Source organism: Xylanibacter ruminicola Ga6B6, assembly GCF_000687715.1.
Lineage (GTDB): Bacteria > Bacteroidota > Bacteroidia > Bacteroidales > Bacteroidaceae > Prevotella > Prevotella ruminicola_B.
In genome coordinates this window covers 196,950-212,574 of the sequence record NZ_JHXD01000002.1, presented here as the reverse complement: position 1 = coordinate 212,574, position 15,625 = coordinate 196,950, and the positions used below count along the sequence as shown (strand labels likewise).

The following is a 15,625-nucleotide window of genomic DNA, read 5'->3' as shown; positions in this document are numbered from 1 at the left end:
ATAACATAGCTGTGGCAAACGATTGCACAACCCCTACCCCTTGTACTCGGTAGGGGTAACGCCAAACTGTTTCTTGAATACTACCGAGAAATGACTCTGGGTACTGAAGCCCGTCATATCAGCAATTTCGGCTACCGTATGCTTACCACCCTTCAACAGTTCGGCAGCACGGTTCAGCTTATAGGTACGGAAGAAACTGCTGGGCGTCTCGCCAGTCAAACCCTTTATCTTATAATAGAGTTTGGTACGCGAGATATAGAGCATCTTGGTGATACGGGTTACATCGAGTTCTGAATTCGAAAGTTCTTCCTCCATCAGCTTGTAGAGTTCCTCCATAAAGCGCTTATCCTGCTCCGACAGAACGTTATCCACACCTTCATCCTCAGTGGTAGTGGCATTCGTCAGCAATTTGCGCACACGGTCGCGGTTCTTCAGCTGCGACTGGATGAGTGCCGAGAGCACAGCGGGCTCGAAAGGCTTGGTAACATAGGCATCGGCACCTACATTCAAGCCCTCAACCTGATTCTCGGCTGTTACCTTGGCTGTTACCAGAATAACAGGGATATGACTCAGCTGTATATCCTGCTTGATTTCCTGACAGAGCTGATAACCATCCTTACCAGGCATAGCCACATCACTCAGAACAATATTCGGTTCAGCGGCTCTCATCTCTTCGAGTGCCGTATCAGCATCGAGACAAGTAATCAATCGATAGTCGTGCGAGAACAGCATCCGCATGTAGTTGATGATTTCGGTATCATCGTCAACAACAAGGATTGTGGGGCGGTCATCATCATTCTGATGACAGGTGACAGGCGAAGGGTGATAGGTGGTAGTAGACAATTGGGCCCCTACTGCCAACGTATTATCGCCTTCCAGCGGTCTGCACTCTGCGTCGGTGTATGCCTCTTTATTCATAGGATAAACCAAGGTAAACACAGCACCACCATTTCCCGAGCTTTGCTCGCCTACCCGTAGGCTTTCACGATTACCCGCAGTCAGAGTGCCATGGTGCAATTCGGCCAATCGACGCGAATAATAAAGTCCGATACCCGTACCATAGTTGACGATGGCTTTCGTCTGGTTATCCAACTGATAGAAACGTTTAAAGATATTCTCTTTGTGCTCCTCAGGGATTCCCTTACCCGTGTCGGCGATGGTTATCTTCACATTATCATCAACCACATCCAACTGCACATCTATCCTGCCGCCCCGAGGGGTAAACTTTAAGGCGTTCGACAATAGATTGCTGACAATCTTCTCCAGTTTATCGCCATCAGTCCAAGCCATCAGTTGGTCTTCCATACCAAAGCGGTTCAGCGTCAAGCCTTTTTCCTTGGCATTAAACTCAAAGGTATCGCAGATGTCGTTCATCTGTTTCACCACATCTATCTGCTCTACGCTCAGTCGCAGGGTATCGTTCTCCAATTTATTAAAGTCCATCAGCTGGTTCACCAGTTTGAACATACGCTGGATGCTACGCTGGGCAATGTTCAGTAAGTTACGTTCCTCGCCCCCAACGTTGTCGCTCTTAGCCAACTGTGCCACAGGACCGGCAATCATCGTTAACGGCGTACGGAATTCATGTGCGATATTCGCAAAGAAGCTCATGTTCATCTGGTTGGTACGCAACTCCTGCTCCTTCTCCATCTCAGCCTTTCGGGCAGCACGACGAGCAGCCACCACTCGACGGGCACTCTGGTAAAGATACAAGGCTATCAATACGCCAACTATCAGATAGATGAGCCAAGCCCACCACGAGAACATCGGTGCAGGTTCTACTATCACACTGATCTGACGCTCATCGCTGCTAGCCTCATCACTGGCACTGTCGGAGATACGTACTCGGAACGTATAATGTCCCGAAGGCAGATTGGCATAGCCGGCAGCATGCCTGCTACCCGCATCAATCCAATCGTTATCAAATCCTTCCAGCTTATAATAGTAATGTACGCGCTCGTATTCGCCAAAGTCGAGAGCGGTGTACGAGATGCTAAAGCTATTCTCACTGTGCTTCAAACGTATCTCCTTACAGTTATCAAGCATCGACTCGATGGGAGCCCCCTCTGTGGGACGTATCATCTGATTGTGAATCTTCAGATGACAGAACTTCAGAGGGATATTTCTAAGTGTATCGATATCAGCAGGATTAAACATGGTGATACCATCGGTACTACCGAACACCAGACTGCCATTTGGCAACTGGCACGAAGCACGATCGGCAAACTCATCACCAGCCAGACCGTCGGCCTTATAAAGCGCAGTCATTCCCCCTGTCTTGGCATCCAGACGGTTCAGACCCTTCATGGTACTTATCCAAAGGTTTCCTTGCCGATCTTCCTCGATACTGGCAACGTCAGAACAGGAGAGACCTGCAATACGGCGCACCTCGTTAGTCTGGGGATGATAGCACAGCAAACCATTGCTCACGGTACCAATCCAGATATTGCCTTTAGCATCCTGATGCATATCGGTAGGAATATACACACTACGACGGATACAACGCTGCATGCTGGGAATATCCACGGCGCTCAGCTTACCCGTTTTTGGATTCATCTTCATAATCGACTGGTAGAAAGCTGATATCAGCACCGAGCCATCCTTTAATTTTAGGATTGATGGGATAAAAGTAAAGTCGACATTAAACGCCTGTTTGGCTTCTGGCTCAGAGCTACCTGGCTTAAAGGCAAAGATATAAGTAGTGCTGGTTGCTGCCCATACGGTGCCGTCGTCGGTTTGCTCGAAGCTCATTGTCGGCGGCAATTGCCACTGATTCAGGATATTAAGTTTACTACCATCATACTGGCATTTCATGACACTATTCGTGGTTGACAGCCAGAGTTGTCCGTCGCGATCGCAGAAAATATTTGTGATGGCATTCTTCTTCTCGCCTGCCGGCAGACCAGCAATCTCTATATGCTCGGCTTTCTGGGTGGCAGAATGATACACAAACACGCCCTTCAGCAGCGTAGATATCCACAGATTGGCCTGCTTATCGATAGCAACAGCCAACACCGACGAATTCTCAATCACTCGATTCAGGTAGTTATCGCTACCGCCAAACTTCTCCTTATAGTAGTAGTCGACAAAAAGGCCCTTATCATACGTACCCAACCAGATATTCTTTCTGGAGTCCTGGAAAATCTTGGTGACATAGGCATCGGGCACCGGCAAGGTAAAGTTAGCGTCGGCCTGCCCCTTCAGCGTATGCGTGAGCAGGTTCAGTTCGAAGAGTCCGTTACGCGATGTACTGAGCAGGATGGTATTGTTGTCCAACAGGCAGGCAGCCTGCAGCACACTGTTGTGAGCCGTCAGCCTATCATGCATCTCGCTACTGAGCGGAATCAGCTGCTGCGACTTGGTATCGTAAAGCACCAACGTGCCATTGCCCGAACACAGCAGCAACCCGTTGGGCAGCAGTTCGAAGAAATAGAATCCCAACTGCTGACCGGCTTTCACCTCGGCTTTCTGTTTAAATGTCTCGCCATTGATAACCAGCAGATTGTCGGAGCCCACCATCAGGATATTATCGGCGCCATCAATAAAACAGTCGCCCCACGACTGATTGGTGATGGTTCGATTAAACTTCGACAGGAAGATATGTTGCTGCTCGTCGTACATCAGTAGCTCCATACCGTTATACGCAAAAATGCGCCCCTTACTGTCCATCAATAGTTTCCGTGCATTCCGGTTACTGGTTTGCATCGGTATCGATTCAAAATTGTCCTGTCGGGTGTATCGGCACACCCCGTTGACAGTAGCCACCCACAGCCGGCCTTGCTGATCGCAAAGCAGACTCTGTATCTGATTATCGGGCAGCCCCAATGAATCGAATGTACAGAAGTATTGGTGATATTCGTGCCCATCGTAACGGTTCAAGCCACGAAAGGTGCCAATCCACAAGTAGCCATCGGCATCTTCGGCAATGCACTGCACACGACTGTTCGACAGTTCATTGGCCACCACCAGATCATGCTCCTCGTCCTTATCCAGCGACGTTCCGTCGGTTCCCCGGCGCTGGCAGCCCAGCATCAACATAGCAAGCATTGCACAAACTATAATTGCGAAAACAGGTTTTCTATTAGTCATCTTTTTGTAGTTATTTGCTTGCAAAGATAACAAAAACTCCAGATAATTCAGCAATTATCACCATTATTTGAACATACACGACAACTTTTAAACAAATCGGACAACCCGCGTAGGGCTTATTCGAAGGTGAAAGGCACCTTCACTACCTCTGGTCCGTAGATGGTTTTAAAGTCGTCGCGCATAGAAATCACATGGTAGCCGCTATCGCGCCACTTCTGTGCCAGCGATAGTGCCTTTTCGCGGTTAGCATGGTCGCGAGCCTCATCATCAGCCACCAGCATAAAGGCGGCAGCACGGTGTTTGCTATTGCTCAAGCAGTAGTTATGCATGGCGCTGTCGCCACCGCTATTGCCAAACGACAGTACGGGCACCTTACCAATCTCCTGTGATATCTGCAGCACCTTATTGGTCTTCAGATTCTTGATAATCAACTCATCGGTACGCACCAAGTTCTCTTCTTTGCCCATGGTATAGTTCACACCTGCCACGTCGCCCTGACTGCTAGACACCAGTCTTACATCCATACCTATCACCCTGTTTGGTGCAATACCGATTGACTCTACCAATGCACGACAGATAAAACGATCGGAACCCGATACCACATAATAGGTAAAGCCATGCTCCCTCAGATACTCGAACACCTCGAGCATGGGACGATAGAAGCTCTGACCATAGGTCATACCTGTAAAACCGTTAGCAGTCTTAGCAGCATAGGCTTTTACGTAGGCATCAAACTCGGCCAGCGTCATACCAGCATAAGCTTTGGCAGCGGCTTTGGCATGAATCATATCGAAATGGTCGGGCAACGCCGTGCCGTTACGCACAAAGTCTCGGATGTTCTGGGCTGCTGTACGCACATCCTCGGGAGCTTTGTCGCGGTAGTCAGCATCGTCGAGCACACGGTACTCCAGCAGATTATACTCAAAATAAGTAGGATAAAGCTCACCCACAAAGGTGCCGTCCATATCAAAGGTGGCAATACGGTCTTCCTCGCTGATATAGTTCGGCGATTTCGGGTTAGTCACATCCTCAACATACTCCTGCAAGGCAGTCAGTGCCTCACACTTGTTCCAGGACTCAAAATACGATTTTTGTACAGTAGCTTCTACATCATCATTACTGCACGAAGTAATTGCACTTGCGCCGCTGAACGATAACAAAGCGGCAAACATCAAAACGGTTAATTTCTTTATCATCTTATCATAAGATTAGTTTGTTGTTGCAAAAGTACAAAACATATTTAATAATGCAAAAGAAAAATACGGAAATATGAACAAAATCGACAAGTTTTAAACAAATCGAACAACACCTATATAGATTTGAACAAGCGCGAAAAACGAAAAACAGAATAAAAAAACACTATTTAATAATTCACGTTACCTTTGCAGCCGAGATTTTCAAAACCAAATAATATTCCTAACAATTAACTCAAAACAATTAAAACTCAATGAAGAAGAGTAGTATTATGTTGATGTTGATGGCACTGATGATGTCAGTAACATCTTTCGCCCAAGGACTGAAGGGCAATGTAATCGACGAAAACGGCGAACCCGTTATCGGAGCAACCGTAGCCGAAAAGAGTAATCCAAAGAATGCTACCATCACTGATTTTGATGGTAACTTCGTGGTAAATGTAAAGGCTGGACAGATTATCACCATCTCTTACATTGGCTACGAAACACAGGAAAAGCCTGCCAAGAATGGCATGACTATCCGTCTGCAGCCCGACAACAAGGTGCTCGACGAGGTGGTTGTAGTAGGTTATGGTGTACAGAAGAAGAGTAGCGTAACAGGTGCCATCTCTCAGGTAAAGCCCGAGGATATGGAGAACCGCACCATCGCCAACGCTCAACAAGCCCTGCAGGGTAAGACCTCGGGTGTACAGATTATCCAGTCGAGTGCTGCTCCTGGTTCATCACCAACCATCCGCGTGCGCGGTTATTCCTCTAATTCAAGCTCAGAGCCATTGTTCGTTGTTGATGGTGTGCGCCTGAGTGATATCAGTGGTATCGACCCCAGCACCATCGCCTCGATGGAAATCCTGAAGGATGCAGCCTCGGCCGCTATCTACGGTGCCGAAGCTGGTAACGGTGTGGTACTCATCACCACTAAGAAAGGTAAGCCCGGACAAGGAAAAATCTCTTACGACTTCATGTTTACCGACGAGAGTCTGGCCCGCATCCCTAAGATGCTGAACGCCGAGCAGTATATCCAGTATATGGACGAGGGTAACATTTTTACGAAAGACTATATGCTGAAGAACTGGGACGGTGTGACCAACACAGCTTGGACTGATGTGGCTTTCAATCATGGTCACATGCAGAAGCACGCCCTCTCGTTTACCGGTGGTAACGACCGTGGCAACTACTTCCTCTCGCTCGCGTACCTTAATAATAATGGTATCGTTAAAGGCGACACTGATGTGTACAAACGACTCACAGCCACCATCAACGCCGAATATAAGATTAAAGACTGGTTGAAGGTAGGTACTACCAACCAGATTGAGAAATACGACGTTCGCTCGGTATCTACCAACAGCGAGTACGGCTCGCTGCTGACATCTATCCTGATGCTCGACCCACTGACTCCCGACACCTACACCGCTGAGAACCTGCCTTACCAGATGGTAAACGCCCAGGCCAACGGCAAGCAGCTGTTGCAGGACGAGAATGGCAACTACTATGCCGTATCTAAGTTCTATGCCGGTGAGCAGTATCATCCCATGATTATGCGCGACAACGGTCTGTCAAAGAACCAGGGATTCAACATCAACGGTTCTATCTATGGCGATTTCACACCATTAAAAGGCCTCACTGTTACCTCTCGTTTCGGTTATCGCCTGGCTGGTACACGTAGCAGCAGCACCAGTCTGCCATTCTATGGTAACGGTGTACAGAGCCGCGACTACCTCGACTTCAGCGCAGGCTCATCTACCTCTATCTACTATCAGTGGGAGAACTTTGCCAACTATATGAAACAGTTTGGTGGTCATACCGTTACAGCCATGGTAGGTATGTCGTTCCAGAAGTCATCAAGCGACAATGTGAACGGTTCGCTGACAGCCAATGGCGAAGATGCCTTGAAGAAGAACGACCCATTGTTCTACTATCTGAACTATGCCAACGCATCGGCCACCAAGGGTGTAAGCGGCGAAACCAACGAGAGCACCAAGTACTCATACTTCGGTCGTCTGTCGTATGATTTCATGGGCCGTTACCTGCTGCAGGCTTCGCTGCGCGCAGATGCTGCCGACTTGTCGAAGCTCTCAAAGAAAACCCGTTGGGGCTACTTCCCTGCCGTATCTGTAGGTTGGACCATCAGCGAGGAGAAGTTCTTTGCACCACTGAAAAAAGCTTTCGATAGTTTGAAGTTCCGTGCCAGCTGGGGTCAGAACGGTAGTCTCTCGGCATTGGGCGGCTACAGCTACAGCACCGATATGGCACTGGGCGGACTCTATCCATTCTCTTCGGGTATCAACTACACCCAGGCCGCAGCCCCATCAACCATGGGTAACGACGACCTGAAGTGGGAGACATCAGAACAGCTGAACTTTGGTTTCGACGGAATCCTGATGGGCGGTCGCATGACCTTCGGTATCGACTACTTTATCAAGAAGACCAAGGACCTGCTGGTATGGGGCACCACACCATCGCTCATCATCGGTGGCAGCACCTCGCCCATGAATGCCGGTAACGTTGAGAACAAGGGCTTTGAGTTTGAGCTGGGCTGGCGCGACCATATCGGCGACTTCAACTACAGCATCCGTGCCAACCTCTCTACCCTGAGCAATAAGGTGACCTATATCGATCCTTCTATCACCCGTTTGAGCGGTAGCAGCTTCCACACCTACACCATCACCTACTTCGAGAAGGGCTATCCCGTTTACTACTTCCGCGGCTACAAGTTTGCCGGCATCGACAAGGAGACAGGTAACCCACTGTTCGAGGATCTGGATGGCGACGGAAAAGTATCGGATGGCGACCTGACCTGCATCGGCGATGCCATCCCCGACTTCACCTACGGTCTCACCCTCACAGCTGCCTATAAGGGCATCGACCTGACCGTATTCGGAACCGGTTCGCACGGTAACAAGATTTTCAACTGTATCAACCGTCCCGACTACGCTGCTTCGAACCGCTTGAAGGAGGTGTTCTACGACAACCGTTGGACCGTAGATAATCCTAACGGCACCGTACCCCGTGCTGGCGCTAACGACATGGATAAGTATGCCACATCGAGTGCGCTGGTTTACGATGGCAGTTTCTTCAAGATCAAGCAGATTCAGCTGGGTTACACCCTGCCTAAGAACCTCATTAATAAAGTAGCCTTGAGCCATGCCCGTATCTACGCTTCGCTCGACGACTTCTTCACCTTCTCTAAGTATCCTGGCTTCGATCCTGAGGCTGCTACCAACTCTACCTCGGGTATGGGTATCGACAAGGGCGGCTACCCCACCTCAAAGAAAGTGGTACTGGGACTGAACATTGAATTCTAAGAGAGTTAAAGAATTAAAGAATTGAAAAATTGAAATCATTATGAAAAAGAATATTATATATATCGCCATGTTGGCTGTTTCATCGCTCGGCTTTAGCAGCTGCGACAGCGAGCTCGACATTGCCAAGCACGGCAACCTGGGAAGCATGGAAGACTTCTACACCAACGACGAGAACACCATGCAGGCCACCTCATCGCTCTATCTGCAGATGCGCGGCCTTCACTACAACTGGTTTATGACCAAGAACAGTCTGGCCGACGATGTCTGGACAGGTGGCGGTTCGCGTGGCGACAACGCCGAGATGGAAAAACTGAACGAATACACCTTCGGCACCGATCACGGTATGGTTCAGAGCCTCTACTCGGGTCTCTATGGCGTCATCTACAAAGCCAACCTGATTATCGACAAGGTACAAGGTGAGACCCCTATCATGAAACGTGCCATCAACGAGGCTAAGGTGTTCCGTGCATGGGCTTCGTTCGAACTGGTAACCCTGTTTGGCACAGCTCCTGTTGTGGACCACCTGTTGGAGCCTGGTGAGTATCGCTTAGCCAATAGCGATCCTTCCGATATGTGGGCACTCATCGAGAACGACCTGAACGAGGCCATCAACAGCGGTACCCTGCCCTCGAAGAGCGACGTGAACGATGCCGAGGGTAGCATCCGCATCACCAAGGAAACGGCTCAGGCTTTCTTAGGCAAGGCTTATCTCTTCGAAGGAAAGAACAGCGAGGCTGCCGCCATGCTCGACAATGTGATCAACTCGGGCAAATACGCTCTCTATCAGGGCGAGTATGATGCGCAGTTCCATGCAGCAGCCAACAACAACTGCGAGTCGGTATTCGAACTGCAGAAGCGTAACGATACCGAGCAGATGTGGAACCAGTTTGATATGTACCTGTTGATGCAGGGCTGGCGTACCGACAAGATGAACTACAGCGGACAGGCTGCTACCGTGATTGCCCAGGGTACCTACGGATTCATGAACCCACGCAAGTCGCTCTACGATGCGTTCGTGGCTTGGGAAGGTGCCAACGGCTACCGTCTGAACAAAACTATGATGACCTACGAGCAGCTGAAGAACTTTGGCGTTAGCATTCAGACGGGCGCCCTGGTATATGGCTGCGAGGGTTACTTTATGTGGAAGAACCAGTCGCTGAAGGAGGACTGTGTTGTCGATCAGTCATTCTTCCAGGGTGTTCAGTTCACCAATCTGAAGATTATGCGCTACGCCGAGGTTCTGCTGTTGGCCGCCGAGGCTCATCTGCAGGCAGGCAACAGCAGCAAGGCACTCGACTACATCAATCAGATTCGTATCCGCGCCAAGGAGACACCGCTGACCAGCGTAACGCTGAACGACATCAAGACCGAGAAGCGCCTGGAGCTCTGCAACGAGAGCGTACGTTTCCAGGATCTGGTTCGCTGGGGCGATGCAGCGTCGGCACTGGGTCAGCAGGGTAAGGAAATACCAGCCTTCGGTACCGAGGGTGTACAGTGGCTCTTCAAGAACGACAAGTATGGTTTCCAGGAGAAGCACAACCTACTGCCAATCCCTCTGAAGGAAATCGAACTCAACCCTAATATGACTCAGAACACGGGATGGTAATTCTACAATGTAAAAATGTAAGAATGAGAAAATGTAAAAATTGAAAATTATGAAAAAGTTTAGATATATCATCATGTTGTTGGCTGTGATTGGCTTTACGGCTTGCGACAATAAATCAATCGAAGACCTGCAGGGCGAGTTCAACAACATCACCTTCTGCACCTTCAATAACGGCAGCGTACAGCCTACCACCAAGTTGGGTAAGGGCATCAAGGCGCTGAACACCCAGTTTACCGATGCTGCAGGCAACAGCCTCAGCCTCAGCTTTGGCAGCAAGGAGTGGATTCTTGGCGAGGGAACCTATCAGCCTGTAGCCACCCTCACTACAGGTGGTACTTATGCTGGTACTATCAATGGTGCAACCATCAGCGAGGGTAGCATCGACGTGAGCGCCGTGAACGGTTGCTACTTTATCAGCGGACTGGTGAAGACCAGCGACGGCAAGCAGTACAAGCCTTACTTCAAAGGCGAGCTGACCTTCATCGTTGGCGAGGATGATCCTGAGCCCAGCGGCTATACCATGAACATCGCAACGAGCGAGGTTGCCATCATGGACTGGACCACCTTCCAGAACACCGTTTATCCAGACGTTACCAAATATACCATTACCGTCAAGGATCCTAATGGTCAGCAGGTAGCCCTGTTCGATGCCATCAATGGCAACAACAAGCAGGCAGCCGACCTGGCTGGCACCTATACCATCGTTGGCGATGCGCATGATGCCATGCAGATAAGCGCCGGCTACTCAATACCCGATTACGGTATGGCAGGCGGCACCAGCTATCTGGATAATGGCGGCACAATGCAGTATCTGACAGGCGGTAGCGTGGAGATAACCACCGCTAAGAGCGCCGAGGGTGAGACCCTGTTCTCATTTAAGGGCACAGGCCTCGAAACCATCGATGCTGCAGGTACTACCGGTAGCGGTGCATTCAATTTTATGTTCATTTCACTTGTAAAGTAAGAAAAAAATCGTATATTTGCAGCGTGAATAGCTAAATTAAATAATAATAATGAAGAAACTAATGCTTATGGCTGCCCTCTGCCTGATGGGTATGGCAGCCCAAGCTCAGCAGAACCTGAGCTGGGGCCAGGGCCCACAGGTGGCTTCGCCCGATGTACATGCCGACAACAGTGTGACATTCAACCTCATCGCCCCCGAGGCACAGAAGGTGCAGATTACCGGCGATTTCCTAGCCCCGAAAAAGGTAGAATTTGGCGGTAACACCTACGACGCTCCCAACGTGGTGGATTTGGTGAAGAACGAAAAGGGTATTTGGAGTTTCACGACCGAACCCCTGAAGCCCGAGCTTTATACCTATAATATGATTGTGGATGGTGTAAAGATTATCGACCCGCTGAATGTATATAACATCCGCGACATCAACAACCTGTTCAGCGTACTGCTGATTGGTGGCGACCAGCGTGCCGACCTCTACAAGGTCAACAAGGTGGCTCATGGCACCGTTAGTAAGGTGTGGTACGAGAGTCCTACTGCCGGCCTCACCCGTCGTCTCACCGTTTACACCCCTGCCGGCTACGAAACCAGCGGTAAGGCGTATCCTGTACTCTACCTGCTGCACGGTATCGGTGGCGACGAGAATGCCTGGAGCGAGCTGGGTCGTGCTGCCCAGATTCTCGACAACCTGATTGCCCAGGGCAAGGCCGAGCCTATGCTGGTGGTGATGACCAACGGTAACATCTCGCAGGAGGCTTGTCCTGGCGAGACCAGCGAGGGATTCAAGGTGCCAACCATGATGCTGCCAAAGACCATGGAAGGTAGCTTCGAGACTGCTTTCCCCGATGTAGTTAAGTTTGTAGAGAAGACCTATCGTGTCAAGAAGGATAAGGCTCACCGCGCCATCGCCGGTCTGTCGATGGGTGGTTTCCACAGCCTCTTCATCTCTATCAACAATCCTGATATGTTCGGTTACGTAGGTCTGTTCTCAGCCGCTGTCGATCAGCAGCAGCCCAACGGTGGCTTCCCCAATATCTATGCCGACCGCAATGCTAAGATCGACAAGCTGTTTGCCAAGAACCCCAAGCTGTTCTGGATTGGTATCGGCAAGACCGACTTCCTCATCAAGAACAACAACGACCTGCGTGCTTATCTCGACTCTAAGCACCACAAGTACACCTACCTCGAGACCGAGGGTGGTCACATCTGGCGCAACTGGCGTATCTACCTCTCAGAGTTCACCCCATTATTGTTTAAGAAATAGTATATGAAGAAAAACGTTATTATGGCCGTGGCAGCAGCTGCACTAGTAGCTGGCTGCGCCACAGCCGATAAGCAAGGCCCCAAGAACACCATCAACCAGGAGGAGGTGATGAGCAAGCTCACACTCGAAGACAAGGCACACTTTGTCATCGGTACTGGTATGGCAGGCTTCTCGGGCAACGATGCTGTGATTGGTGCTACCCGTAGCTTAGTACCTGGTGCCGCCGGTACTACCTACCCTCTCGACTCTTTAGGCATTCCCGCTGTGGTATTGGCCGACGGTCCTGCCGGACTGCGTATCGATGCCAAGCGTGACAATGATTCAGCCACCTACTACTGCACCCACTTCCCCATCGGAACCCTGCTGGCCTCGACCTGGAACACCCAGCTCATCGAGCAGGTGGGACAAGCCATCGGCGAGGAGGTAAAAGAGTATGGTGCCGACGTGCTGCTGGCCCCTGCCCTGAACATCATGCGTAACCCATTGTGCGGTCGCAACTTCGAGTACTACTCTGAAGATCCCGTGGTGGCTGGTAAGACTGCTGCTGCCTATATCACCGGTGTGCAGAAGAACGATGTAGGTACCAGCATCAAGCACTTTGCGGCCAACAATCAGGAAACCAACCGCATGAACAACGATGCCCATATCTCTCAGCGTGCCCTGCGCGAAATCTATCTGAAGGGCTTCGAGATTGCCATCAAGGAGAGTAAGCCTTGGACGGTGATGACCTCATACAACTATATCAATGGTGTTTACACCTCGGAGAGTAAGGACCTGGTTACCACCATTCTGCGCGATGAGTGGGGCTACGAGGGTACCGTGATGACCGACTGGTTTGGCGGTAAGGATGGTGCCAAGCAGATGTGGGCCGGCAACGATATGCTACAGCCTGGTAAGGCCGAGCAGTTTGATAGCATCGTTGCAGGTGTGAAGAGCGGCAAGCTGAACGAGGCCGACCTCGACCGCAGCGTACAGCGCATTCTGAACCTGGTTGAGAAGAGTCCTCGTTTCCAGGGCTATAAGTATAGCAACAAACCCGACCTGGAGGCTCACGCTGCCGTTACTCGTCAGAGTGCTGCCGAAGGTATGGTATTGATGAAGAACGGTGGCGCCCTGCCTTTTGCCAAGACGGTAAAGAATGTTGCCCTGTATGGTAACACCTCATATGATTTTATTGCCGGTGGTACTGGTTCGGGTAATGTGAACCATGCTTATGTGGTATCGCTGCTCGACGGACTGAAGAATGGCGGCTATACCGTTTCGGATGAGTTGAAGAACGCCTATGCAGCCTACGCTGCCGAGTGCAAGGCCAAGGTAGAGGCAGAGATTGCAGCTGCTGCCAAGAAAGATCCCAAGAACGCCATGCTGATGCGCTTCATGCCCCGTCCATTGCCTGCCGAAAAGCAGTTCAGTGCCGACGAGCTCACAAAACAGGCCGCTGCTTCGGATATCGCCGTTATCACCTTGGGCCGTATCTCTGGTGAGTTTATGGATCGCAAGGCTGCCGACTTCAACCTGAGCGACTCAGAGCGCCAGCTCATCACTCAGGTGTGCGATGTTTACCACAAGGCCGGCAAGCAGGTAGTGGTACTGCTCAATATCGGTGGTGTGATTGAGACAGCCAGTTGGAACACTCTGCCAGATGCCATTCTGTGTGCTTGGCAGGCTGGTCAGGAAGGCGGTAATAGCGTAGTTGATGTGCTCAGTGGTAAGCAGTCGCCAAGTGGTAAGTTCACCATGACATGGCCTGTAAACTTTACTGATGCCTACAGCTCAAAGAACTTCCCCATCGATCAGGATCCACGTATCGACATGACCAATCAGGGCTCAAAGAGCGCCAATGTGAAGAATGTCGATTATACCGATTACGAGGAGGACATCTACGTGGGCTATCGTTATTTCGACTCGTTCGATGTGCCCGTTAGCTATCCATTCGGTTTTGGCTTGAGCTACACCACTTTCGAGTATAGCGATGCCAAGATTAGCGAGAAGGATCATGCCTACGAGGTGAGCGTAACGGTTAAGAACACCGGTAAGCACGAGGGCAAGGAAGTGGTTGAACTCTACATCTCAGCTCCCGACAACCAGGCTGCCAACAAACCCGTCAAGGAGCTCAAGGCCTTTGCTAAGACCAAGCAGCTGGCTCCAGGCGAGAGCGAGACAGTAACCATGACCGTACAGGCTGCCGACCTGGCTTCGTTCGACGAATCAGCCTCAGCCTGGGTAGTAGCCGCCGGCGAATACCAGTTCCTGGTAGGCGCCTCATCGCAGGACATCAAGGCCACACTCAAGGCCACTGTCAAGGCTCAGCAGACCAAGGTTAACAACGTGCTGGCTCCCCAAACCCAGCTCAACCTCCTGAAGAGATAAAAACCTAATCAAATTTCTAACTCCCCCCGCCGCCGATGAATCGCTCCACCCGATCTCATCGGCGGCTTTTATTTAGTATCATACTATCTGCCTGAAAGTATAACACAAAAAGGAAGTTAGTATCATAGTAAAGCACCTTTAGCGTTTGGGTAGAAAAAAAACGCATTTTATTTTGTATTTCGCTCGCTTATTTGTAATTTTGCCACCGATATGAAGATATTTGCAATTGGCATGAACTATGCCGCACATAACCAGGAACTGCATGGGACGCTGAAGCGCCCTGACGAGCCTGTGATATTTACGAAGGCCGATTCGGCGATACTGAATCAGGGTAAGCCATTCTTTATCCCCGACCACCTGGGTCGTATCGATTACGAGACCGAGGTGGTGGTACGTATCTGCCGTTTAGGCAAGAACATCCCCGAGCGTTTTGCCCATCGTTACTACGACGCTGTGACCGTAGGTATCGACTTTACGGCACGCGACCTGCAGCGCAAGGCTAGCGAGGCCGGACAGCCCTGGACCATCTGTAAGGGGTTCGACGGTTCGGCAGCCATAGGCGAGTGGGTGCCTAAAGAAAAGTTCATGGATCTGCAGGCCTTGCACTTCCATCTGGATATGAACGGAAAGACCGTTCAGGAGGGTTGCACCAGCAATATGCTGTATAAGATCGATGAAATAATAGCCTACATATCGAAGTTCTTTACCCTAAAAACAGGCGACATACTCTACACCGGCACTCCCGCTGGCGTAGGTCCCGTAAAGATTAACGACCATCTGGAAGGATGGCTCGAGGAGCGAAAAGTGCTGGACTTTTATTGCAAGTAACGCAATAAAACACAG

At 50.4% G+C, this 15,625-nt stretch carries 8 protein-coding genes; 6 read left to right on the top strand and 2 right to left on the bottom strand.

Annotated features, from left to right (window positions below; all coding sequences use genetic code 11):
• Window positions 1-33: 33 nt before the first annotated feature.
• A complete protein-coding gene (locus T500_RS0102430) occupies window positions 34-4,047 on the bottom strand; it encodes a two-component regulator propeller domain-containing protein (RefSeq protein ID WP_051611838.1) in 4,014 nt (1,337 codons plus the stop codon).
• Window positions 4,048-4,205: 158 nt separating this feature from the next.
• Entirely contained in the window at window positions 4,206-5,285 is a 1,080-nt protein-coding gene (locus T500_RS14980; protein ID WP_013063153.1) for a haloacid dehalogenase-like hydrolase, read from the bottom strand.
• Window positions 5,286-5,554: 269 nt separating this feature from the next.
• On the opposite strand from T500_RS14980, the gene T500_RS0102420 reads away from it, so the two are divergent.
• The 6 genes from T500_RS0102420 to T500_RS0102395 all read left to right on the top strand — a co-directional run bounded on the left by T500_RS0102420 (window position 5,555) and on the right by T500_RS0102395 (window position 15,610).
• Complete coding sequence (locus tag T500_RS0102420; RefSeq protein WP_028906798.1) at window positions 5,555-8,584, top strand: SusC/RagA family TonB-linked outer membrane protein; 3,030 nt, start codon at window positions 5,555-5,557, stop codon at window positions 8,582-8,584.
• Between the two features lie 40 nt (window positions 8,585-8,624).
• Window positions 8,625-10,190, top strand: coding sequence for a RagB/SusD family nutrient uptake outer membrane protein (locus tag T500_RS0102415; protein WP_028906797.1), 1,566 nt, complete (start codon window positions 8,625-8,627; stop codon window positions 10,188-10,190).
• Between the two features lie 49 nt (window positions 10,191-10,239).
• Window positions 10,240-11,154, top strand: a complete 915-nt coding sequence (locus tag T500_RS0102410; protein WP_028906796.1) for a hypothetical protein — start codon at window positions 10,240-10,242, stop codon at window positions 11,152-11,154.
• Between the two features lie 49 nt (window positions 11,155-11,203).
• On the top strand, window positions 11,204-12,412 hold the full coding sequence (locus T500_RS0102405) for an esterase (protein WP_028906795.1): 1,209 nt from the start codon (window positions 11,204-11,206) through the stop codon (window positions 12,410-12,412).
• Window positions 12,413-12,415: 3 nt separating this feature from the next.
• Window positions 12,416-14,782: a beta-glucosidase family protein gene (locus tag T500_RS0102400; RefSeq protein ID WP_028906794.1), complete on the top strand. Its 2,367-nt coding sequence runs from the start codon at window positions 12,416-12,418 to the stop codon at window positions 14,780-14,782.
• A 210-nt stretch (window positions 14,783-14,992) separates the two neighbouring features.
• Window positions 14,993-15,610 carry a fumarylacetoacetate hydrolase family protein gene (locus T500_RS0102395; protein WP_028906793.1) on the top strand — a complete coding sequence of 206 codons (618 nt, stop codon included), beginning with the start codon at window positions 14,993-14,995 and terminating at the stop codon, window positions 15,608-15,610.
• The last annotated feature ends 15 nt before the right edge of the window (window positions 15,611-15,625 follow it).